Genomic DNA, 19,877 nt, shown 5'->3' on the forward strand with positions numbered 1-19,877 from the left:
ATAACGCAGCCATTTCTGAATTGTCACTCATTTTGCGAGGTCATCACCATGCGTACATTAACAGCTTATAACGAAGATAATTTCCGCCAGATAGAGCAGTACAACGGAATATCGGTGGTACGTTTCTCTGCACCCTGGTGTCCGCCCTGTCAGGCCAGCGAAGAAATGTTCAGTCAGTTTGCAGACCGGCTCGATAGAGATATTCAGGTGGGGAAAGTCAATGTAGATCAGGCGCCGGTGCTGACAACCAAATACGAGATCTGGGGGCTGCCGTCTGTGCTGATATTTCATGAAGGGCAATTAGTTAAACGCATACCGGGTGTGAAACCTGCATCGGTATATGCTCAGGCTATTGCGGACATAAAAAAAGGGCAGTAATGCCCTTTTAACGTGGAATTTATTAATGCTTAACCGCGTGCCTGACCGACGGCATCCAGAGTGCGGGCTGAATAAATGACCGCCGCGCCAGCGTTGAGGTTAATCGCCACGCCCAGCGCTTCAGCAATTTCAGCGTCGGTTGCACCGGCTTTCACAGCGGCGTCGGCGTGAAAAGCAATACAGCCGTCGCAGTGGGTTGTGACTGCGCACGCCAGGGCAATGAGTTCACGCACTTTTGCGCCCAAAAGGTCAGTTTTGTTACCTGCGTTGCCCAGGGCAACCACGCCTTTCATGGTCTCGGGGGTCAGTTTGCCCAACTCGCCTAAACGTTGCATTAACTCTGAGCGATAGTTGTTCCAGTCCAGCATAGTGTCATTCTCCTGAATGAGGGGTATTAAGAAGCAGTTTTATATACTTAAGGCTGTTGGCGAAGACTTCGGGTCTGGCCGTTGCATGCGCCACTACGCTTGAGCCTTCACAGACATTAATGATCATCAAAGCAATATCTGATGGTTCGGCATGGGATGAAAACTCACCTGACTCCATGCCCGCCCTGACGACTTTTGTGAGCCACTCGATTTGCATATCGAAATAAAGTGATGTCTGTACAGTAATTGCCTGAGGCAGATTGGCGGTCTCTGCTGACAACGCACAACACAGTGGCAGTAGCGAAGCTTTATGGCTTTGCGCGAAGATATCGATGTAAGCCGCAATTCTTCTCTCCGCGCTTTTCTCAGTCGCCTCTATCTGCTCAAATACGCGTTGTGTATCAGAGAACGCCTGTATTACCACCTGCTCACCCAGAATATCTTTGGTCGGGAAATGGTGATGAATACTGGCCTTGGTGATACCCACTATTTTTGATAAATCAGCATAGCTGAATACTGAATACCCTTTTTCGCGCATCAGGTGTTCTGCTTCGCTGAGCAGCCGTTCCCGTGTCATGGTTGTCATAATTACTCCATATAATCTACTAGTTGATAGATTATATTGTTGCTATTTTTCCGTAGCAAGTTGTATCACTGACTCAGTATCGTGCAGAGCTGAACGTCACTGCCATCCTGCATTCTGAATGGCAGCATTACATCTCTGACATCACGCCAGGCGTGTAATCATTTCAACCGGATTAGCCAGAGTATCGTGGATTGGCGAATTCTTTTGCATTTCGCTGACCAGCGCTTCTAACTCCTCGCGACTGGCGGTCTTGCTCGTAAGGTGAACATCGACGCGAATAGATTTCGCACCTTTACGCACGTTGCTGTCCAGCCCAAGGAAGCCGTTGAGGTTGATATCGAAATTAAGATCCAGCTCGATACCGTCCAGGTCGATCCCTTTTTCAGCAGCCATCATGGTAAGGGTGGCGGTATAACAGCCAGCCAGCGCCTGCATGATGTATTCAGTCGGGCTCATGCCGGTATCGGTGCCGAGTAAACCTGCGGGTTCATCACCGATATTAGAAAATTTCCCCACACGGCTGGTATCGATAACGCCGTTCTGGATTGTGGCGCCGGTCTCTGTGCGAACGGTTAATCCGCCGCTGGAACGGGCTTTCATCTGGAAAGTCAGGTTACCCAGGCCAGGCTGGCTGCGAACTGCTTCACGGGTATTGTGGATCGCAGCTGCGTCTGCAGAAGGTTTAACGGTAGTAGACATAATGGCTCCTGTAATTTCTTGATAAAAGGTATAGCTGGTGTAACCAGCACCAATCATCTAGTTGGTAGATTAGTGTCGCGAACCTCTTTTGTCTACTCTTTTATAAAAAATAGGGGGAAAAGAACCCAGCAGGCTGTTTTATTTCATAATAACCATTTGATTTTTTTATAATCTTCCCAGCCGCTCACTCTTGCAGCAATCCAGCCTTTACCCGAAGGATAGTCTGGCGGGTGGTATTAAATTCCCGGGCAATAGCACTGATACTGATGCCAGCATTTAGGCGCTCTGTCACTGTTTGCTTTTGTTCCTCGCTCAGGATGGGGGGGCGACCGAAGCGTTTTCCAGCCGCTTTTGCCCTCGCAATACCTGAATACGTTCGCTCAAGCAGCAAATCCCGCTCAAACTCCGCTACAGCAGAAATTACCTGCATAGTCATTTTTCCGGCCGGACTGGTCAAGTCAACGCCTCCGAGTGCGAGACAATGAACGCGAATATCTAAAGCCGCCAGTTGCTCTACTGTTTTTCGGATATCCATCGCATTACGACCCAGACGGTCAAGTTTGGTGACAATCAGTACATCCCCATTTTCCATGCGATCTAGCAACCGGATAAATCCGGGGCGTTCGCTGGCAGCAACCGAGCCACTGATATGCTCCTCAATAAGTCGTTGGGATCTGATGGCAAAACCCGCCGCTTCAATTTCACGACGCTGGTTTTCTGTGGTCTGTTCCAGAGTTGAGACCCTGCAGTAGGCAAAAACACGTGACATGGGAAACTTTCCGTACGAAATGGATGTCCGAATTATAACGTGTGTCCGAAATTAATTTCACTAAGTTTCGGACATGTGCTGTAAGTGGTGTACGAAACCGACCGGTTTCGGTCACAGCGAACAAATAACAGATGAAAACTATACGCGAGGGAGGCATTTATGCCACGGCGACAGATACTGAGCAGCGAAGAGCAGGAACGCTTACTGGTTATACCAGATGATGAAATTATTCTGACCCGAATGTGTTTTCTGAACGAACCGGATATTGCGCTCATTAATAAGCACCGAAGGCCAGCGAATCGCCTGGGCTTTGCTGTATTACTCTGTTATCTGCGTGGACCTGGATTTATTCCGGACAAAAGCAGTGCTCCTCACAATGGCGTTGTATCCAGGGTTGCTTCCCGACTGAAACTTCAGCCTGATTTATGGCCGGAATATGCATCCAGAGAGCAAACCCGCTGGGAACATCTGACCGAACTTTATCGCTACCTGGAACTATCCCCGTTCAGCCGGTCAATGCAAAAAGACTGTATCCGTCATCTGCACCCCTATGCCATGCGAACTGACAAAGGATTTATGCTGGCGGAAGAAATGCTCAGCTGGCTACATAACAATAATGTTATTTTCCCTTCTGTTGAAGTGATCGAACGGACGCTTGCCGAAGTCGTCACGCTCGCTAACAGATCGGTATTTTCGACACTTACCGCGCAACTGGAAAAGCAGCATAAATCAGCACTCGACAGCCTGCTCATATCAGAGGGTGAACAACCTTCCCGTCTGGCATGGCTGCTACAGCCTCCGGGTAAAATAAACGGTAAAAATGTGCTGCAACATATCGACCGGCTTAATTCCATCGCTGCGCTGGGGTTGCCTGATGGTATTGCACTTTCCGTTCACCAGAACAGGTTGCTTAAACTGGCGCGTGAGGGCCGGAAAATGAGCAGCAGGGACCTGGCAAAATTCACCGATGTCAGACGTTACGCTACGCTGGTTTGTATAATAACAGAGGCCAGGGCCACCCTGACTGACGAAGTGATTGATCTGCACGAGCGTATCCTGGGTAGTCTGTTCAGCAGGGCAAAACGCACGCAGGCCGAACGGCTCCAGCAAACGGGAAAGCTTATTCAGAGCAAGCTGAAGCAGTACGTTACCGTCGGGCAGGCGTTACTTAACGCCAGAGAATCCGGGGAAGATCCCTGGACTGCAATAGAAGATGTCCTTCCCTGGCAGGAATTCATCAACAGCGTGGAAGAAACGCGGTTTCTTTCCCGTAAGGGCAATTTCGACGCGCTTCATCTGATCACCGAAAAATACAGTACGTTGCGTAAATATGCCCCGCGTATGCTGTCAGCATTGCAGTTCATGGCGACACCTGCGGCGCAGGCGCTCAGCGATGCGCTGGACACCATAACGGAAATGTACCGTAAACAACTTCGTAAAGTGCCGCCATCAGCGCCAACAGGGTTTATCCCTGAAAGCTGGCGAAAACTGGTGCTCACGCCTTCAGGCATCGACCGCAAGTACTACGAGTTTTGCGTACTGAATGAACTCAAGGGTGCATTACGTTCCGGTGATATCTGGGTAAAAGGATCGCGCCGCTACAAAAATTTTGATGATTATCTCATCCCGACTGCTGAGTTTGAGAAATCCCGACATAATGACCAGTTACAGTTGGCCGTTCAGACCGATAGCCAGGCATACCTTCAGGCCCGTATGACTCTTCTTGCATCTCGGCTGGAAGAAGTTAACGCGATGGCGCTTGCCGGTGATTTGCCCGATGTAGATATCTCAGATAAAGGCGTAAAAATCACTCCACTGGAGAACAGCGTTCCTTCAGGTGTTTCGCCCTTTGCAGATTTGGTCTATGGCATGCTTCCCCATCCGAAAATTACGGAGATACTGGAAGAAGTTGATAGCTGGACGGGATTTACGCGTCACTTCGCGCACCTCAAAAATAATAACGTCAGACCAAAAGACGGAAGACTGTTGCTGACCACCATTCTGGCTGACGGCATCAACCTTGGGCTGACAAAAATGGCGGAATCCTGCCCTGGGGCCACAAGATCGTCACTCGAAGGTATTCAGGCATGGTACATCAGGGATGAAACTTATTCAGCGGCACTGGCCGAGCTGGTCAACGCACAGAAAGAGCGGCCTCTGGCCGCATTCTGGGGCGACGGGACAACATCGTCGTCAGACGGGCAGAACTTTCGGGTAGGCAGTCACGGACGTTATGCCGGTCAGGTCAATCTTAAATATGGTCAGGAGCCGGGCGTGCAGATTTATACGCATATCTCAGACCAATACAGCCCGTTCTACGCCAAAGTGATCAGCCGGGTGCGCGACTCAACCCACGTGCTTGATGGCCTGCTGTACCATGAAAGCGATCTGGAAATTACCGAGCATTACACCGATACCGCAGGCTTCACTGAACATGTTTTCGCCCTGATGCACCTGCTGGGATTCGCTTTTGCGCCAAGGATCCGTGATCTTCATGACAAGCGGCTGTTTATTCATGGAAAGGCCGAGCGCTATCCGGGGCTTCAGTCTGTCATATCAACAACCTGCCTAAATATCAAAGACATTGAGTCGCACTGGGATGAGGTATTGCGCCTGGCAACCTCGATTAAGCAGGGGACAGTCACCGCATCACTGATGATGAAAAAGTTAGCCAGTTACCCAAAACAGAATGGACTTGCCAAAGCGCTGAGAGAGATTGGCCGCATCGAACGGACACTATTTATGCTGGACTGGTTCCGTGATCCCGGTCTGCGCCGACGCGTGCAGGCGGGGCTGAATAAGGGTGAGGCCCGTAATGCCCTTGCGCGAGCGGTCTTTTTGCACCGTCTGGGTGAAATAAGGGATCGTGGGCTGGAGAATCAGAGTTATCGCGCCAGCGGGCTGACATTACTGACAGCAGCGATCACGTTGTGGAACACGGTATATATAGAAAGAGCTATTGAGTCACTAAAACGAAAGGGTATCCCGATAAATGAGCAACTGGTCTCTCATCTTTCTCCCCTGGGCTGGGAACATATCAATCTGAGTGGAGATTACGTCTGGCGTAATAATCTTAAGCTGGGATCCGGAAAATACCGCTCATTACGTACAGTCGATACCGCTTTGTACAAAAAACAGTCTTAGCGTGGGATAATTAATGAGATGGTCACTCCCTCCTTCCCAGTACTATGCTGAGGACAGGCTTTCATTCGGAGAACCATCATGGAAAACATTGCGCTTATTGGTATCGATCTGGGTAAGAACTCTTTCCATATTCATTGTCAGGATCATCGTGGGAAGGCCGTTTACCGTAAAAAATTCACCCGACCAAAGCTAATCGAATTTCTGGCGACATGCCCAGCAACAACCATCGCGATGGAAGCCTGTGGCGGTTCTCACTTTATGGCACGCAAGCTGGCAGAGTTAGGGCATTTTCCAAAGCTGATATCACCGCAATTTGTCCGCCCATTCGTTAAAAGCAACAAAAATGACTTCGTTGATGCTGAAGCTATCTGTGAAGCAGCATCACGTCCATCTATGCGTTTCGTGCAGCCCAGAACCGAATCTCAGCAGGCAATGCGAGCTCTGCATCGTGTCCGTGAATCCCTGGTTCAGGATAAGGTGAAAACAACTAATCAGATGCATGCTTTTCTGCTGGAATTTGGTATCAGCGTTCCGCGAGGTGCTGCCGTTATTAGTCGACTGAGTACCCTTCTTGAGGACAGTAGTTTGCCTCTTTATCTCAGCCAGTTACTGCTGAAATTACAACAGCATTATCACTATCTTGTTGAGCAGATTAAAGATCTGGAATCTCAGTTGAAACGAAAGTTGGACGAAGATGAGGTTGGACAGCGCTTGCTGAGTATTCCCTGCGTTGGAACGCTGACTGCCAGTACTATTTCAACTGAGATTGGCGACGGGAAGCAGTACGCCAGCAGCCGTGACTTTGCGGCGGCAACAGGGCTTGTACCTCGGCAGTACAGCACGGGAGGTAGGACGACATTGCTGGGAATTAGTAAGCGAGGTAATAAAAAGATCCGAACTTTGTTGGTTCAATGTGCCAGGGTATTCATACAAAAACTGGAACACCAGTCTGGCAAGTTGGCCGACTGGATCAGGGAGTTGTTGTGTCGGAAAAGCAACTTTGTCGTCACCTGTGCTCTGGCAAACAAGCTGGCCAGAATAGCCTGGGCACTGACGGCGCGACAGCAAACTTACGAAGCATAAAGGCAGAAATACACCAGTTTAAACAATCATTCATCTGGTTTTGCGAATACTGATATTGATGATACAAACGGCCCACCGGCCTGTTGAGGAACCTGTAAAACGGAAAGGCTCGCTGAAGCCGTATATTTTCTGGAGGTTCATCAGGCGCGGAACTCATCGAGGCGCGGGAATAAAATCCCATTCAGACGCCGGATAGATTCAAGCAAGCCAACTTATCGTCAAAATCGGTGTTGCAAAAACGGGAGTGACCATAGATTCCGTTTTCCAAGCGGACCCCAATTAACACTTGCCAACCTATCTACTGGTTGGTAGATTTGATTTTAACAACACGACACACAAACAAAAACACACAACAGAACATCAGGAGCGTCATCATGAAAAACATCATCAAAACCACCCTTGCCATCATCGCCCTGTCCGCCAGCGCACTGAGCTATGCCGCCAGCCCGCAAATGGTTTCCCGCAGCGAAGCAGCATCGCTGCAAAAAATTGGGGTGGTCTCTTCCGGTGGCTTCACCACCCTGGATGACCTGGTGGCCTCACTGGATATGAAAGCCGCTGATGCCGGGGCCACACACTACCGCATCACCAGTGCCACCGGTATGAATAAACTTTCCGGTACCGCTGTCCTGTATCGTTGAATACCCGTTACCCTCGCAACTGCGCCCGGAACCCTTCTGGTTTCCGGGCGCAGTTGTGTCTGAATAACAGGCACCCGCAGGTGCCAGGAGAACATTATGTCCACCCATGACAGTCTGATTGAACTGACTGATACCCTTATCCAGCAGAACGGCTACCAGGGCTTCAGCTATGCTGATCTCGCTGACGGTCTGGGAATACGGAAGGCCAGTATCCATTACCATTTTCAGACCAAAACCGACCTCGGGCTTGCCTATTGTGAATACAAGGAGGCCAGCCTGCTGAAACTGGAAGCTGCCCTGTTACAGCTGCCACCGGGTAAAGCCCGTCTGCAGGGTTATATGGACGCATTTCTCAAATGCGCCGACAGCGGCCAGATGTGTGGCATTCACGCCATGCTGTCCGACAGCGCCCTGTTTGAAGAACCTCTTCAGAAAGCCACCTCACGACTGGCACAAACCGACCTGCGCATCCTGACCAGTGTGCTGGTTTCGGGTCGTGAAAGCGGTGAACTGGCTTTTACTGCTGAGCCGGCTGACGTGGCCATTATCATCGGCAGCGCCATTAAAGGGGCCCTGATGCTCAATCGGATCCCTCCTCATGATGCCTGTTCCCGCACCATGAGCGCGCTTATTCAGCTACTCTCCCGCCCGTAAAGCCACGCCTGTGGCTGCCCCGGTTTAACCGGGGCAGCCAGCACTCAAAAAAATCACCGCTGACAACGCCTGTATTCCGGGGGCCTCAGAAGACATTAAGACTTTCCTTGCGTTTAATTTCCAGTTACCCCTTGCCAATCTATCTACTGGTAGGTAGAATAAATATTAACAACACGACAACACAATAAAACAGACATGCAGGGGGCATCATCATGAAAGCACTTATCAACGACGTTATCGCTGTCTTCACCCGTAAAGCCCATGGACCGGTCATCATCAAATCCGATCTTACTGAGGAAGAAAAAGCAGCTCTGGTACCGGTCCGTACACTCTCTGTTGGCTGGGTGTCTTCCGTGGATGAGCTGGAGCGGGAGGTTATCCGCGAAGCCCTTGAACATGGCGCTGCCGCTTATCTGATTTCTGAGCTTGAGCAGGCCCGTTTCGTTCATGCCCGCGCCACGCTGTTTGCATAAACACAAAACGAAAATAAAAGGACACACACCATGAAAAATAACGTCGAGACACAACTGCGCCGGTTACTTCGTAAAACGTCAGGCCTGGACATTATGGTTCTGCGGCTGTCAGTGATTTTCATCTTCGCCCTGTTTGGCACCTACAAATGGTTTGCCTTCGAGGCCAATGCCCTTCACCACCTGCTGCCAGGCACCTGGCTCGGTGCGCTGTATCCGGCTCTCGGCGTTCAGGGGCTCAGCTACGCACTCGGCGTGGTGGAAAATATCACCCTTCTGGCCCTGATTGCCGGATTTTTCCGGCCGGCAGTGGGTGCAGCAGGCGCCCTGATGGTGGCAGGCACCGGCATCGTCACCCTGAGCCTTCTGCCGCAGCTGGGTCGCATTGACAGCTTCATTATCAAGGATGTTCTTCTGATTGGGGCTGGACTGGTGCTGTTGCGTCATGACCTGCGACGGACACTGATTAACCGGAGGGCGAAGCAACTCAGCGCCGTGCACAAACCCCGCTCGTCTGACGCATTGTCAGCCATGGGGTGACCCTGAATTACGCAGCAGCCTGATATTTCTGGCCAGCAAATATGACACCACTCCCGGGTTCATGGTGAGAGGCATGGAAGCCGCCTTTCGGGCGGGGATCACTCCCCGCTACTTTTTAGAGCGCTACCTGGAAAATAAGTCGCTCCCCGCCAACCCGGACTTTGAAAAACACTATCTGGATCTTATTCATGAGTAGGACCCGTCCCGGTGAGTGAGATTTGTCAGGAGAGCGATATGAACAAACCGTATAAAAAAGACCCACAGACCATTCAGGCACTGACGGAACTGCAGTTCAGCGTCACCCAGAAAAGCGCCACTGAGCGCCCGTTTACCGGAGAATATGACGACCACTTTGAGGACGGACTGTACGTGGATATCGTCTCCGGTGAGCCACTGTTCTCGTCGAAGGACAAATTTGATTCGGGCTGTGGCTGGCCGGCATTCAGCAAACCAGTGGAAAACAACGTCCACAACCTGAGCGACCTCAGTCATGGCATGGTGCGTACTGAAGTGCGTTCCCGTCACGGTGACAGCCATCTGGGACACGTCTTCCCTGACGGGCCACAGGATACCGGTGGATTACGTTACTGCATTAACTCGGCTTCACTGCGTTTTATCCCGAAAGGCGCTCTGGAAACAGAAGGATACGGTGAATTTCTTCCCCTGTTTGAGAAAGGAGATAAGCATGAAAACTGATGTGGCAATCCTTGCCGGTGGTTGTTTCTGGGGTGTCCAGGAGCTGATCCGCAAACTCAATGGCGTGGTCAGCACCGAAGTGGGCTATACCGGCGGACGTAATGATAACCCGACATACCAGCACCACCCAGGACATGCGGAGGCGGTGAAGGTGGTGTATTCCCCGGATAAACTGAGCTACCGAAAACTACTGGAATATTTCTTTAGTATTCACAACCCTACAACAATACTTCGTCAGGGTAATGACGTCGGCTCAAGCTACCGCTCAGCCATCTTTTTCACCACAGAGGAGCAAAAGCAGCAGGCAAACCAGCTTATCCGTGAAATAGATGATTCAGGAGTCTGGCCCGGAGTCGTGGTGACAGAAGTAGAGCAGGCCGGTGAGTTCTGGTCTGCAGAGCCAGAGCATCAGGATTACCTGCAGCATAATCCCGACGGCTATACCTGCCATTTTGAACGACCTGACTGGACGCTTCCGGGATAAGTCACCGTCGCAGACTCGCAGCATTCAGCCCCGCCCATGTGCGGGGCTTTTTTGTTCATATGCAGAAACGAGAATGGGATCACAAACAAATTTCTTTAGTCCATTTCTTGCATACAAAACAATCAACATCCTGATTTTAAGGGGCATATTAGAAAAAAGATGAGGATGATTAGGGTCAAAGGGACAAAGGGACAATGTTTAGAATTATGCTGACCGTTATCGCAGGATCGTTATTTTACGGACTCTCGGCCAGTCTGTGTTTTGCCGGGCTTTTTCGCATACACGCCCCCAGTGCCTGCACAGCCTTCTGTCTGACTTATAACCCAACAGCCGGCTATGTCATGCTGGTTACCGGTATGACACTGTTTATCGTATTTTTGCTCAGCCTTTTCCGGACAACAAAAGCCCCTATTTAACATAAAGGCTTCATTACGCGCACCGCCCAGACTGACTCAGCGCGTTTCTGACGGATAACCGGTAAAAGCGGCAACAAACCACCCGAAAACCCGCCAGAAACGCACCGGATAAATCATACCCGGATGCATGGCTATGCAGCCAGGTGCATGAGTCCGGGTTTGGCGGAAAACGGGCAACGTAAGCCGTATTTCTGGCAAATATCACTGACTCCGATTAAAGTAGTCACATGTATTACACATGACTACAAAGGTGATTTTATGTCAGCTGCGACATCCATCAGGCTTGATGATGAACTCAAAGACCGCCTGAAAACCCTTGCCGATGACCGCCATCGCTCCGCTCATGCCCTGATGCTGGAAGCGATCACCGAATACATCGACCGGGAAGAAAAGCGCAGCCAGTACCTGAGGGATGGACAGGCCGCATGGCAGCACTATCAGGAAACCGGTCTGCACCTGAGCGCCGAAGAGGTGGAAGCGTGGATAGATACCTGGGGAACTGAGAATGAGCAGGATGCTCCACCATGCCACAGGTAATTGTCTCCGCACTGGCGCAGCGGGATTTACAGCGCCTGCAGGACTTTCTCAAAACCAAAAACCGGCTGGCGGCCAGAAAAGCCGGTGAAGTGATCATCCGGGCTATCCAGCAGCTGAAAACGCAGCCTGACATGGGCCGCCCGGTTTCTCTTCTCCCACTGGAATACCAGGAACTGGTGATCGGATTTGGCGACAGTGGTTATGTGATGCTCTATCGCCACGACCGGGAAACGGACCGGATAGTGATCCTGACTGTCCGGCACCAGAAAGAAGCCGGCTATCACGGCCTGCAGGAATAATCCCCCTTGAGCACCGATCTGCTCTGCCGTTCACCGTCGGAGCAGACCGGACTCGATAGCCAGAATCAGCGCCTCCAGTACCAGTCCCACCACCTTCACAGCCAATGCTATTGTCATTAATGCTTTCATCGTCTTGCCCCTGTTTTATCTGATACCGCTATTGCATCACCTGCCGGCCGCAGAAACCACTGACTGTACTTGTCGCAATACCGCGACAATCATCAGGCCATTGGAACAGAAAAAAATCGACAGGAGCGACTGATAGCGTTCAGCGCTTCCCATTATCACCAGGAAATTCGGGTTACATTGGCGCTATAATGATTGTGAGAAATTACACACCTTTCACACCCGAAAAAATCAGGGGTATACAGTGGCAAAAACATTGCTCAACCTTTCACAGGCAGCACAGGCAGCCGGCATCACCAGAAGAACGCTGTATAACCACGTAAAACAAGGGAAAGTGACCGTGTCACGCGACGGGAAAAACAACCCGGTCGTGGATGTATCCGAACTGATCCGCGTATACGGCAATGTGAATTTACCTGAGAAACAAATTCCCAGCGTTTCACACCGTGAAAATACACAGAAAAATTTCCCACATGAGCAGCTGACAGCCATGCAGAAAGAGCTGGCTGAAATGAAACAGGCCATCACGTTGATGCTGGAAGACAAAACGCTGCGGGAAAAAGAAAATCAGCAGCATGAGGACGAGAAAAACCAGCTGCGGGAAGAAATCAAAAAGCTCAGTGAAAGCCTGGAGCAGGCGCAAAAAAAAGGGTTCTGGTCCAGGCTGTTCAGTTAACGCATTCTGGGGTAATCCCGCCCCTTCTGCAGCTGTGGCCGCTCCGGCTCTGGCGCTTTCTCGTGCTGCAGCGCCCGTTCATGTGCCTGCCGCTGCTCGATGGCGTTCATCTCACGGACAAGCGGCGCAGCTGCTCGCTCAAACTCTGCACCTGCCTGCTCAAGTCCGATACGCGCTCGCTCAGCGCCGCGTTCTCCCGTTGCGTAATGCCAAACATCCTCTGCAACTCCGAGGAGGCGGCTTCCCACGCGCTCAGCTGCTGCGCGTAATCCTGCTGCAGTTGCTCGAATGCGCTCAATAATTGCGTTTCCAGTTCGGTCATGCTCTGTCAGTCCTGTTTCAGTTGTACCCACGTCGTACCGTTGTAAGGAATGGCTTCCGGCGTTGTTCCTGCAGGCATCACCAGAAAGCGCCGTCCGTCGCTGGTCGTCTGAAAGCTCACGCCCCACGTCTGCGCGTTCAGCTTCGTCAGCGCGTCTTTCTGCTCGCTGATGGCCTGGTAGTTGTCGAGAATTTTCTGCCCCTGCCACCACAGAATGCTCCCGCTCGTGCAGATCAGCAGGAATGACACGCCGGCGATAATCAGCCACGTCCGCCCGATGGTTTTCAGCATCCCTCTGGTGTTCAGGCTGATGGCGGAGGCCAGCTTCTGGTCGTGGTCGAGGATAGCGCTGTTGATTCGCTTCGCGCTTTCGCTCAGTTCCTGATTTACATACGCCTCGTGCTCGCTGAATGCGGCTTTCAGCATCTCGCCGGTAGATTGCCGCTGCGCTTTCGATTTCTGCTCCAAGTCCTGCGCCAGCGCTAAAAGACTGCTCATAAATGGCTCCTTTCAGTCGGATATTTCGCCCCCCGTCCGGGTTGGCAATGCTGATACTGCTCTGCGTGGTGCGTACCACCTCAAAACCTGCCGCTGTGAGCGCCTCAGTCACGTCCTGCCGCGTTTTAAGCTCCCCGGATGAGGCTAACACCATTAAACCCTGCGTAATCGCTCTGACAGCTTCCTGCTGCGCCTGTGGCAAGGCCGACGGCGTGACCAGCTCGCGTCGGTTTGCCGGGTCGTTCGGATCAGGGGTCGGTTCCGGCTGAGGGCGAAATGACACCCTAAGCGTTAGCTCTGTGTCGTTGCACGATGTCAGCGACGGTATTCTTGCTGATACCGAGCTCGCGTGCGATCCAGCGATAGCTGCGTCCCTCGGCCCTCATCGCAACCACCTTAGGCAAAAGTCGGTCTGATTTTGGTCGCACTCCGGCCTGACGACCAAGCCTCTTACCACGTGCCTTCGCAACAGCAAGGCCTGACTTGACCCGCTCGCTGATGAGATCCCGCTCAAACTCCGCAATGCCGGAAAGAAACGTCGCCAGCATTCGTCCATACGGCGACGAAAGATCGAACGCCATTCCATTCATGGCTATCACGGAAACCTTCCAGTTCTCCAGTTCACGTAGCGTATTGAGCAGATCGAGCGTCGAGCGCCCCCACCGGGAAAGCTCAGTGACCAGGATTGCATCAATTTGTCTGGACTGGGCAAGCGCCAGGACTTTCTTTCGCTCGGCCCGGTCGAGTTTAGTTCCTGAACCTGTTTCCTTAAATATTCCCACCACGTCGTAGCCGGCACGGCCGGCGAAGGCTCGCAGATCAAATTCCTGGCGTTCACAAGACTGATCCGCTGTTGAAACCCGGCAGTAAATGGCGGCACGATGTCCCAATTGAACCCTCCTGGATTTTTGTATCGGAACGCCCTGATTTATATGGGCTGGCTGTTGTCCAAAACAGACTATACTTCAAAAGGGACGAATTTGTATGTCACGACGCCATATTTTCACCGAACGGCAGCGAGCAGCGCTGTTCGATCTGCCCACGGACGAACTGTCGCTACTGAAGTTCTACACGCTGGGCGATGATGACCTGGAAAACATTAGGCAGCGCCGCAGACCGGAAAACAGGATTGGCTTTGCCCTGCAACTTTGTGCCTTACGATATCCGGGCCGTGCACTGGCTCCTGGTGAGATGATCCCGCGTGAAGTCCTTTCCTTCGTCGGTGCTCAGCTTGGAGTTCCGGCTGATGCGCTTCTCACTTATGCCACACGGCGCCAAACCCGTCAGCAGCACATGGACACGCTGCGCGAAATTTACGGCTACAAGACCTTCACGGGCCGTGGTGCCCGTGATCTGCGGGAGTGGACTTTCGGCCAGGCCGAAGATGCCAGATCAAACGAGGATCTTGCTCATCGTTTTATTGTGCGGTGTCGGGAAACTTCCACCATTCTGCCCGCAGTATCGACAATCGAGCGCTTGTGCGCGGATGCTCTGGTCGCCGCTGAGCGGCGGATTGAAACGCGGATTGCGGAAAATTTAACAGCGGATGTTCGCGATCACCTGGACAAACTTCTGAGTTAAATGCTCGCCGGCAATATCAGTCGTTTCATCTGGCTTCGCAACTTCGAGGTTGGTAACAACTCGGCTGCTGCTAACCGTTTGCTCGACAGGCTCGAATTTCTGCGTACCCTGAATATCAATCATAGTGCTTTGGCCAGCATACCTGCCCATCGCATTGCCCGGCTGCGTCGGCAGGGTGAACGCTACTTCACCGACGGTTTGCGTGACATCACTTCGGACCGCCGCTGGGCGATCCTTGCCGTCTGTGTTGTGGAGTGGGAAGCGGCGATTGCTGATGCCATAGTCGAAACCCATGACAGGATCGTAGGAAAAACCTGGCGGGAAGCGAAGCGCCAGCATGACGAAACAATTTCCGGCTCTAAAGCCACACTCACGGATACGATCCGTACCTTCACCGCGCTGGGAGCTTCGTTGCTTGAGGCCCGCAGTGACGGAACCCCGCTGGAGATGGCTGTCGCCAGTTCGGTTGCATGGGACCGGCTCGCTCAACTGGTAGCGACAGGGACTCAACTCAGCAACACGCTAGCCGATGAGCCTCTTGCATATGTCGGGCAGGGATACCATCGCTTTCGTCGTTATGCGCCCCGCATGTTGCGCTGTCTGAAGCTCGAAGCCGCGCCGGTCGCCGGACCATTGGTAGCAGCAGCTTTGTCGATCGGAGAGATGAAAGGTGTTGCATCGCCAGAAAGGCGTTTCCTGCGGCCCAGCTCCAAATGGAACCGTCATTTACGAGCTCAGGAAAAAGGAGATACCCGTCTTTGGGAAGTGGCGGTACTCTTTCACCTCCGGGATGCTTTTCGTTCCGGAGATGTCTGGCTCGCTCATTCGCGCCGCTATGGTGACCTCAAGCAGGTACTGGTGCCGATGATCGCGGCGCAGGAAAATGCAAAACTGGCCGTGCCTTCCAACCCACAGGATTGGCTGGCAGACAGAAAGGCGCGACTCACGATCGCTCTTAAGCGGCTGGCCCGGGCTGCCCGTAACGGCACTATTCCGCACGGTAGCATAGAAGATGGAACGTTGCGGATCGACAGGTTGACAGCAGACGTGCCGGATGGTGCCGAGGCACTCATACTGGATCTGTATCGCCGAATGCCGTCCGTTCGGATTACCGACATGCTGCTTGAAGTTGATGCAGCCCTTGGTTTCACAGATGCGTTTACCCATCTGAGAACCGGGGCTCCATGTCGCGACCGGATCGGTCTGCTCAACGTCCTGCTCGCTGAAGGGCTCAATCTGGGCCTGCGTAAGATGGCGGAAGCTACAAACACGCATGATTACTGGCAGCTCTCACGCCTTGCCCGCTGGCATGTTGAAAGCGAAGCCATGAACCAGGCATTGGCAATTGTGGTGGCCGCGCAGGGTAAACTGCCGATGTCACGCGTCTGGGGGATGGGCACGTCAGCATCGAGCGATGGTCAGTTTTTCCCGACAGCGCGGCATGGCGAAGTCATGAACATGGTCAATGCCAAATATGGTTCTGTTCCCGGCCTCAAAGCGTATACTCACGTAAGCGACCAGTTCGCGCCATTCGCTTGTCAGTCGATCCCGGCGACCGTGAGCGAGGCACCGTATATTCTCGATGGACTACTGATGAACGAGGTCGGTCGCCATGTTCGCGAACAGTATGCCGATACAGCAGGATTCACCGACCATTTGTTCGGAGCCAGTAGCCTGCTCGGCTACAATCTCGTTCTGCGAATCAGGGATCTGCCATCGAAGCGGTTGTACGTATTTAATCCCGATACGACCCCCAGGGAGTTACGCAAGTTGGTAGGTGGAAAAGCCCGGGAGGATCTTATCGTTGCGAACTGGCCTGATATTTTCCGTTGTGCCGCGACGATGACCGCTGGCAAAATCAGGCCCAGCCAACTCCTGCGCAAGCTCGCTTCTTACCCACGACAAAACAACCTTGCAGTTGCGCTTCGTGAAGTTGGTCGTATTGAACGGACCCTTTTCATTATTGAGTGGATCCTGGATACGGACATGCAGCGGCGTGCTCAGATCGGTCTTAACAAGGGAGAGGCCCACCATGCGCTCAAAAATGCGCTCCGTATCGGGAGGCAGGGGGAAATTCGCGATCGCACGACAGAGGGGCAGCACTACCGAATCGCTGGGCTCAATTTATTGACTGCGGTGATCATTTACTGGAATACCGTCCATCTTGGTCATGCCGTCACGGAGCGGCGGAACGAAGGGTTGGATGTTCCCCCTGAATTTCTTCCCCACATATCCCCATTGGGCTGGGCGCACATTCTACTGACTGGCGAATATCTTTGGCCCAAGGAACCGAAAGCTTAGGGTGTCATTTCGCCCTCAGCCGGAACCGACCCCTACCGCAGCGGGGCTGTGCTTATTGAATCGGCCCGGGAAATGTTCTGCCAATTGCGGATGTAACGCGAATGACGACCCGTCCTGCAGCAGTACCTGCTCAAAGCCTGCCAGTCCGTGGGCGTCCGGTAGACACTCCTTGAGGCGTAAGGCGATGGCTCGTTCAACCAGTGCGCGCATGAACAAGGGAAAACCCTGCTTGCGTAACTGGTTGTGAAAGGGTTTATACGCTATTTGGTCAGTATCATGGAGCTGCAACGCATTGAAATGGCGATGCAAACCAGCAATACCATCCACCTTGTCGCAACCAAGCCCTGAGAGCAGAGCCGGGAGTAGTCTCGCAGGCTGGATATCCCGGAGTCGCTGACAAAAACCGGTAAATTTACCGATCCGGTTGAGTTCAGAAGAGCTATGAAGTTGCTTGAGGTACTGGGTTGCATTTATAATAGTCATGGCTTCGGGCGTGTCGGTTTTTTTTTGCGATTAAATCAGATCACAAACGAAGCCTTTTTTCTATCTATTTCAATTGGTTGTAGCTAAAGATCCTGTACATGACAGGTCACTGCAGCGGCCAAACTGTTGCCACATCTCAGTTCAGGAGGAAACGCAATGACTCAGGAAAGGATCCAGACCCGCTACCCACTCGGCGGCCCCTTCGCCACCCAGGCTGAGCTGGAGCAGGCCATCACCCAGGCCATAACGACCCACAGACAAGATTTCTTCCCTCTGCTGGAACGGCTGGTGGACGTGGGGGACACCCGGGTCAACCTCAGTCAGGAGAACCCGCTGCGGGTGCTCAGCATCGAACTCGCTGACGGCCGTGAAGGAGTGGCCCATATCAACTACGAGTCCAACTTCGCCGAGAGCTGCCTGATTATCAACGAATACGACCAGCACCAGACCAGCCTGGCCTTTCGCCTCGACGGGGATGCACTTATCTTCGACGTCGAACTGCCGATCGCGTGGAATTTCAATAACTGAAGATTCAGCGGTGTAATGCCGCCTGGTTGCTACACCCGGTCAGCCAGCTCCCCTCACCCTAACCCTCTCCCAAAGGGAGAGGGGATCAGCCCGTGCCAACCTCCAGCCGTGGTAGTCACTCCATACTCTGCTGTTATTTCAGGCGCCTGTAATCTTCCCCATATGGCTGTCATCTGAATAGCAATATCCAGCATATAGCCACCATAACCCTCACTCATGTACAGGATCTTTAGCGGCAACCAATTGAAATAGATATAAAAAAGGCTTCGTTTGTGATCTGATTTTATCGCCAAACAAAATCAACACGCGCGAAGCCTATGACTATTATCAACGCTAATTACTATCTGGAGCAACTCTTGGCTCCCGCCGCACTCGAGCGCATTGCTCGGCTCTGCAAGTTTTGTCTGCGTCAGCGTGCCATTACCCCAGCCATGCTCGTACCTGCACTGCTGCGGGCCATGGGAGGCGACCAGGTCAATGACATTGCCGGTTTACACCGCCATTTCAATGCCTTGCAACTGGTAAACACCCATCAGGTTTCTTACAAACCGTTTCACAATCAGCTGCGCAAAGAGAGCTTTGCCCTGTTTATGAAAGCCCTGGTCGAGCGGGCCATCGCCTTGCGTATCGACCATCAACTCAAAGCAGCCTCCCTCGGCGCGTTCAAGCAGGTGTTACTGCACGATGGCACCTCCTTTGCGGTGCATCGGCGCCTTGCTGCTGATTTTCCCGGCCGGTTCAAGACCATCAGTCCGGCAGCTATCGAGTGCCATATGACCATGTCACTGTCGGAGCAGAGCCCGTTGTGCATGAGTGTGTCTGCCGATACCGCAGGGGAACGGCAATTTCTGCCTGAAGCCCACACGCTGACCAACTGCCTGCTGCTGGCTGACGCAGGTTACATTGACAGGGCTTGGTTTGAGCAGGTGAACGACGCTGGCGGATTTTATCTGGTGCGCGGCACGAAAAGCCTGAACCCCAAGATAATCCAAGCCTGGCGCGGTGATGGACGGGAAGTACCCAAGCTGGCGGGACTATCTCTGAGAGAGGCCGGACGGCGACGCTGTCGGGCCGAGGTACTGGATATGGTGGTGAAGTCCGGCCAGGTCGAGTACCGGTTGATCCGGCGCTGGTTTGCTGAGGAAAAGCGGTTCTGTCTGTGGATGACGAACCTACCGCGAGCAGCATGGTCAGCAGAGCAGGTGATGAGCCTGTATCGCTGCCGTTGGCAGGTGGAGTTGTTATTTAAAGAGTGGAAATCGCACAACCGGCTCAAGGGGTTTGTGACGGGCGAGAAAGCGATTGCCGAGGGGTTGGTGTGGACGAGCCTGCTGTCGCTGGTGATGAAGAGACGGGTCGCGCAGAGTGTGATGAGTGGGGCGCTATCGATGCTGAAAGCGTCGAAGAACAGTGCGACGTGGTGGCTACCGCTATTGGAAGCAGTGGCCCATAGGGCGCTGACAGAAATAAGGGAAAGATTGGAATGGGCTGCCGATTATTTGGCCAAGAACGCCTGCCGAACCAAGCAGAGAAAGTCGATACAGAACAGGACCTTGGAAGGCGTTTTAAATGGACTCGCCGCTTAAGGTCCTGTACAT

General features: G+C 52.7%; 22 protein-coding genes and 2 pseudogenes. 16 read left to right on the plus strand and 8 right to left on the minus strand.

What is annotated here, in order from left to right; all coding sequences use genetic code 11:
• Positions 1 to 48: 48 nt before the first annotated feature.
• Positions 49 to 378: a thioredoxin family protein gene (locus BHE81_RS27315; RefSeq protein ID WP_021242987.1), complete on the plus strand. Its 330-nt coding sequence runs from the start codon at positions 49 to 51 to the stop codon at positions 376 to 378.
• Positions 379 to 407: 29 nt separating this feature from the next.
• Here BHE81_RS27315 and BHE81_RS27320 read toward each other — a convergent pair whose 3' ends face one another.
• From BHE81_RS27320 to BHE81_RS27335, 4 genes are all read right to left on the minus strand, one after another.
• Positions 408 to 746, minus strand: a complete 339-nt coding sequence (locus BHE81_RS27320) for a carboxymuconolactone decarboxylase family protein (RefSeq protein ID WP_021242988.1) — start codon at positions 744 to 746, stop codon at positions 408 to 410.
• 4 nt (positions 747 to 750) lie between these two features.
• Complete coding sequence (locus tag BHE81_RS27325) at positions 751 to 1,332, minus strand: TetR/AcrR family transcriptional regulator (protein WP_020277920.1); 582 nt, start codon at positions 1,330 to 1,332, stop codon at positions 751 to 753.
• A 141-nt stretch (positions 1,333 to 1,473) separates the two neighbouring features.
• Positions 1,474 to 2,031: an OsmC family protein gene (locus tag BHE81_RS27330; RefSeq protein ID WP_000108589.1), complete on the minus strand. Its 558-nt coding sequence runs from the start codon at positions 2,029 to 2,031 to the stop codon at positions 1,474 to 1,476.
• A 184-nt stretch (positions 2,032 to 2,215) separates the two neighbouring features.
• A complete protein-coding gene (locus tag BHE81_RS27335; protein ID WP_012695450.1) occupies positions 2,216 to 2,800 on the minus strand; it encodes a recombinase family protein in 585 nt (194 codons plus the stop codon).
• Between the two features lie 159 nt (positions 2,801 to 2,959).
• Here BHE81_RS27335 and BHE81_RS27340 point away from each other — a divergent pair, with 159 nt between their 5' ends.
• The 12 genes from BHE81_RS27340 (at position 2,960) to BHE81_RS27390 (ending at position 12,566) form a co-directional block, all read left to right on the plus strand.
• Complete coding sequence (locus BHE81_RS27340) at positions 2,960 to 5,944, plus strand: Tn3 family transposase (RefSeq protein WP_021242989.1); 2,985 nt, start codon at positions 2,960 to 2,962, stop codon at positions 5,942 to 5,944.
• Positions 5,945 to 6,022: 78 nt separating this feature from the next.
• The gene (locus tag BHE81_RS27345; protein ID WP_047721751.1) at positions 6,023 to 7,027 is read left to right on the plus strand and encodes an IS110-like element IS5075 family transposase; all 1,005 of its coding nucleotides are present in this window, start codon (positions 6,023 to 6,025) and stop codon (positions 7,025 to 7,027) included.
• Positions 7,028 to 7,401: 374 nt separating this feature from the next.
• Positions 7,402 to 7,668 carry a YdgH/BhsA/McbA-like domain containing protein gene (locus BHE81_RS27350; protein ID WP_001567383.1) on the plus strand — a complete coding sequence of 89 codons (267 nt, stop codon included), beginning with the start codon at positions 7,402 to 7,404 and terminating at the stop codon, positions 7,666 to 7,668.
• Positions 7,669 to 7,764: 96 nt separating this feature from the next.
• Complete coding sequence (locus tag BHE81_RS27355) at positions 7,765 to 8,322, plus strand: TetR/AcrR family transcriptional regulator (RefSeq protein ID WP_001567382.1); 558 nt, start codon at positions 7,765 to 7,767, stop codon at positions 8,320 to 8,322.
• Between the two features lie 212 nt (positions 8,323 to 8,534).
• Entirely contained in the window at positions 8,535 to 8,795 is a 261-nt protein-coding gene (locus tag BHE81_RS27360) for a DUF1471 domain-containing protein (RefSeq protein WP_001567381.1), read from the plus strand.
• Between the two features lie 30 nt (positions 8,796 to 8,825).
• On the plus strand, positions 8,826 to 9,332 hold the full coding sequence (locus BHE81_RS27365; RefSeq protein ID WP_001567380.1) for a DUF417 family protein: 507 nt from the start codon (positions 8,826 to 8,828) through the stop codon (positions 9,330 to 9,332).
• A 73-nt stretch (positions 9,333 to 9,405) separates the two neighbouring features.
• Positions 9,406 to 9,528 carry a hypothetical protein gene (locus BHE81_RS28995; RefSeq protein WP_266095328.1) on the plus strand — a complete coding sequence of 41 codons (123 nt, stop codon included), beginning with the start codon at positions 9,406 to 9,408 and terminating at the stop codon, positions 9,526 to 9,528.
• A 38-nt stretch (positions 9,529 to 9,566) separates the two neighbouring features.
• Positions 9,567 to 10,028: a peptide-methionine (R)-S-oxide reductase MsrB gene (msrB, locus tag BHE81_RS27370; protein ID WP_021243015.1), complete on the plus strand. Its 462-nt coding sequence runs from the start codon at positions 9,567 to 9,569 to the stop codon at positions 10,026 to 10,028.
• Positions 10,018 to 10,512: a peptide-methionine (S)-S-oxide reductase MsrA gene (msrA, locus tag BHE81_RS27375; protein WP_021243016.1), complete on the plus strand. Its 495-nt coding sequence runs from the start codon at positions 10,018 to 10,020 to the stop codon at positions 10,510 to 10,512. Before msrB ends, msrA begins: the two co-directional genes overlap by 11 nt.
• Positions 10,513 to 11,186: 674 nt before the next feature.
• Positions 11,187 to 11,465, plus strand: coding sequence for a CopG family ribbon-helix-helix protein (locus BHE81_RS27380; protein WP_014542884.1), 279 nt, complete (start codon positions 11,187 to 11,189; stop codon positions 11,463 to 11,465).
• Positions 11,453 to 11,764, plus strand: coding sequence for a type II toxin-antitoxin system RelE/ParE family toxin (locus tag BHE81_RS27385; RefSeq protein ID WP_015059150.1), 312 nt, complete (start codon positions 11,453 to 11,455; stop codon positions 11,762 to 11,764). The genes BHE81_RS27380 and BHE81_RS27385 overlap by 13 nt, the downstream gene beginning before the upstream one ends.
• A 370-nt stretch (positions 11,765 to 12,134) precedes the next feature.
• On the plus strand, positions 12,135 to 12,566 hold the full coding sequence (locus BHE81_RS27390) for a hypothetical protein (RefSeq protein ID WP_048234297.1): 432 nt from the start codon (positions 12,135 to 12,137) through the stop codon (positions 12,564 to 12,566).
• 106 nt (positions 12,567 to 12,672) lie between these two features.
• Here the strand turns inward: BHE81_RS27390 and BHE81_RS27395 are convergent, their stop codons facing one another.
• From BHE81_RS27395 to BHE81_RS27405, 3 genes are all read right to left on the minus strand, one after another.
• Positions 12,673 to 12,888 carry an MbeD family mobilization/exclusion protein gene (locus BHE81_RS27395; protein WP_032634148.1) on the minus strand — a complete coding sequence of 72 codons (216 nt, stop codon included), beginning with the start codon at positions 12,886 to 12,888 and terminating at the stop codon, positions 12,673 to 12,675.
• 6 nt (positions 12,889 to 12,894) lie between these two features.
• The gene (locus BHE81_RS27400) at positions 12,895 to 13,386 is read right to left on the minus strand and encodes an MbeB family mobilization protein (protein WP_015059161.1); all 492 of its coding nucleotides are present in this window, start codon (positions 13,384 to 13,386) and stop codon (positions 12,895 to 12,897) included.
• Positions 13,387 to 13,670: 284 nt separating this feature from the next.
• Positions 13,671 to 14,276 carry a recombinase family protein gene (locus BHE81_RS27405; RefSeq protein WP_000509966.1) on the minus strand — a complete coding sequence of 202 codons (606 nt, stop codon included), beginning with the start codon at positions 14,274 to 14,276 and terminating at the stop codon, positions 13,671 to 13,673.
• 94 nt (positions 14,277 to 14,370) lie between these two features.
• On the opposite strand from BHE81_RS27405, the pseudogene BHE81_RS27410 reads away from it, so the two are divergent.
• Positions 14,371 to 17,268: pseudogene (locus BHE81_RS27410) on the plus strand (Tn3-like element Tn5403 family transposase).
• A 33-nt stretch (positions 17,269 to 17,301) separates the two neighbouring features.
• Here the strand turns inward: BHE81_RS27410 and BHE81_RS27415 are convergent.
• Positions 17,302 to 17,751: pseudogene (locus tag BHE81_RS27415) on the minus strand (IS4 family transposase); the annotation flags it as partial.
• A gap of 156 nt (positions 17,752 to 17,907) precedes the next feature.
• Between BHE81_RS27415 and BHE81_RS27420 the strand changes: the two are divergent.
• The gene (locus BHE81_RS27420) at positions 17,908 to 18,279 is read left to right on the plus strand and encodes a hypothetical protein (protein ID WP_004099020.1); all 372 of its coding nucleotides are present in this window, start codon (positions 17,908 to 17,910) and stop codon (positions 18,277 to 18,279) included.
• A gap of 317 nt (positions 18,280 to 18,596) precedes the next feature.
• Positions 18,597 to 19,865, plus strand: coding sequence for an IS4-like element ISApu1 family transposase (locus BHE81_RS27425; protein WP_011191342.1), 1,269 nt, complete (start codon positions 18,597 to 18,599; stop codon positions 19,863 to 19,865).
• The last annotated feature ends 12 nt before the right edge of the window (positions 19,866 to 19,877 follow it).

Origin of the sequence: Klebsiella sp. AqSCr, from assembly GCF_008452795.1 — a bacterium.
Lineage (GTDB): Bacteria > Pseudomonadota > Gammaproteobacteria > Enterobacterales > Enterobacteriaceae > Klebsiella > Klebsiella pneumoniae.

What these genes read in the sequence shown, in the direction of transcription:
- BHE81_RS27420 (WP_004099020.1), top strand. Translation starts at nt 17,908, where the DNA reads ATGACTCAGGAAAGGATCCAGACCCGCTACCCACTCGGCGGCCCCTTC.
- BHE81_RS27360 (WP_001567381.1), top strand. Translation starts at nt 8,535, where the DNA reads ATGAAAGCACTTATCAACGACGTTATCGCTGTCTTCACCCGTAAAGCC.
- BHE81_RS27335 (WP_012695450.1), bottom strand. Translation starts at nt 2,800, where the DNA reads ATGTCACGTGTTTTTGCCTACTGCAGGGTCTCAACTCTGGAACAGACC.
- BHE81_RS27315 (WP_021242987.1), top strand. Translation starts at nt 49, where the DNA reads ATGCGTACATTAACAGCTTATAACGAAGATAATTTCCGCCAGATAGAG.
- BHE81_RS27350 (WP_001567383.1), top strand. Translation starts at nt 7,402, where the DNA reads ATGAAAAACATCATCAAAACCACCCTTGCCATCATCGCCCTGTCCGCC.
- BHE81_RS27395 (WP_032634148.1), bottom strand. Translation starts at nt 12,888, where the DNA reads ATGACCGAACTGGAAACGCAATTATTGAGCGCATTCGAGCAACTGCAG.
- BHE81_RS28995 (WP_266095328.1), top strand. Translation starts at nt 9,406, where the DNA reads ATGGAAGCCGCCTTTCGGGCGGGGATCACTCCCCGCTACTTTTTAGAG.
- BHE81_RS27340 (WP_021242989.1), top strand. Translation starts at nt 2,960, where the DNA reads ATGCCACGGCGACAGATACTGAGCAGCGAAGAGCAGGAACGCTTACTG.
- msrA (WP_021243016.1), top strand. Translation starts at nt 10,018, where the DNA reads ATGAAAACTGATGTGGCAATCCTTGCCGGTGGTTGTTTCTGGGGTGTC.
- BHE81_RS27355 (WP_001567382.1), top strand. Translation starts at nt 7,765, where the DNA reads ATGTCCACCCATGACAGTCTGATTGAACTGACTGATACCCTTATCCAG.
- BHE81_RS27385 (WP_015059150.1), top strand. Translation starts at nt 11,453, where the DNA reads ATGCCACAGGTAATTGTCTCCGCACTGGCGCAGCGGGATTTACAGCGC.
- BHE81_RS27330 (WP_000108589.1), bottom strand. Translation starts at nt 2,031, where the DNA reads ATGTCTACTACCGTTAAACCTTCTGCAGACGCAGCTGCGATCCACAAT.
- msrB (WP_021243015.1), top strand. Translation starts at nt 9,567, where the DNA reads ATGAACAAACCGTATAAAAAAGACCCACAGACCATTCAGGCACTGACG.
- BHE81_RS27380 (WP_014542884.1), top strand. Translation starts at nt 11,187, where the DNA reads ATGTCAGCTGCGACATCCATCAGGCTTGATGATGAACTCAAAGACCGC.
- BHE81_RS27365 (WP_001567380.1), top strand. Translation starts at nt 8,826, where the DNA reads ATGAAAAATAACGTCGAGACACAACTGCGCCGGTTACTTCGTAAAACG.
- BHE81_RS27325 (WP_020277920.1), bottom strand. Translation starts at nt 1,332, where the DNA reads ATGACAACCATGACACGGGAACGGCTGCTCAGCGAAGCAGAACACCTG.
- BHE81_RS27425 (WP_011191342.1), top strand. Translation starts at nt 18,597, where the DNA reads ATGACTATTATCAACGCTAATTACTATCTGGAGCAACTCTTGGCTCCC.
- BHE81_RS27320 (WP_021242988.1), bottom strand. Translation starts at nt 746, where the DNA reads ATGCTGGACTGGAACAACTATCGCTCAGAGTTAATGCAACGTTTAGGC.
- BHE81_RS27345 (WP_047721751.1), top strand. Translation starts at nt 6,023, where the DNA reads ATGGAAAACATTGCGCTTATTGGTATCGATCTGGGTAAGAACTCTTTC.
- BHE81_RS27400 (WP_015059161.1), bottom strand. Translation starts at nt 13,386, where the DNA reads ATGAGCAGTCTTTTAGCGCTGGCGCAGGACTTGGAGCAGAAATCGAAA.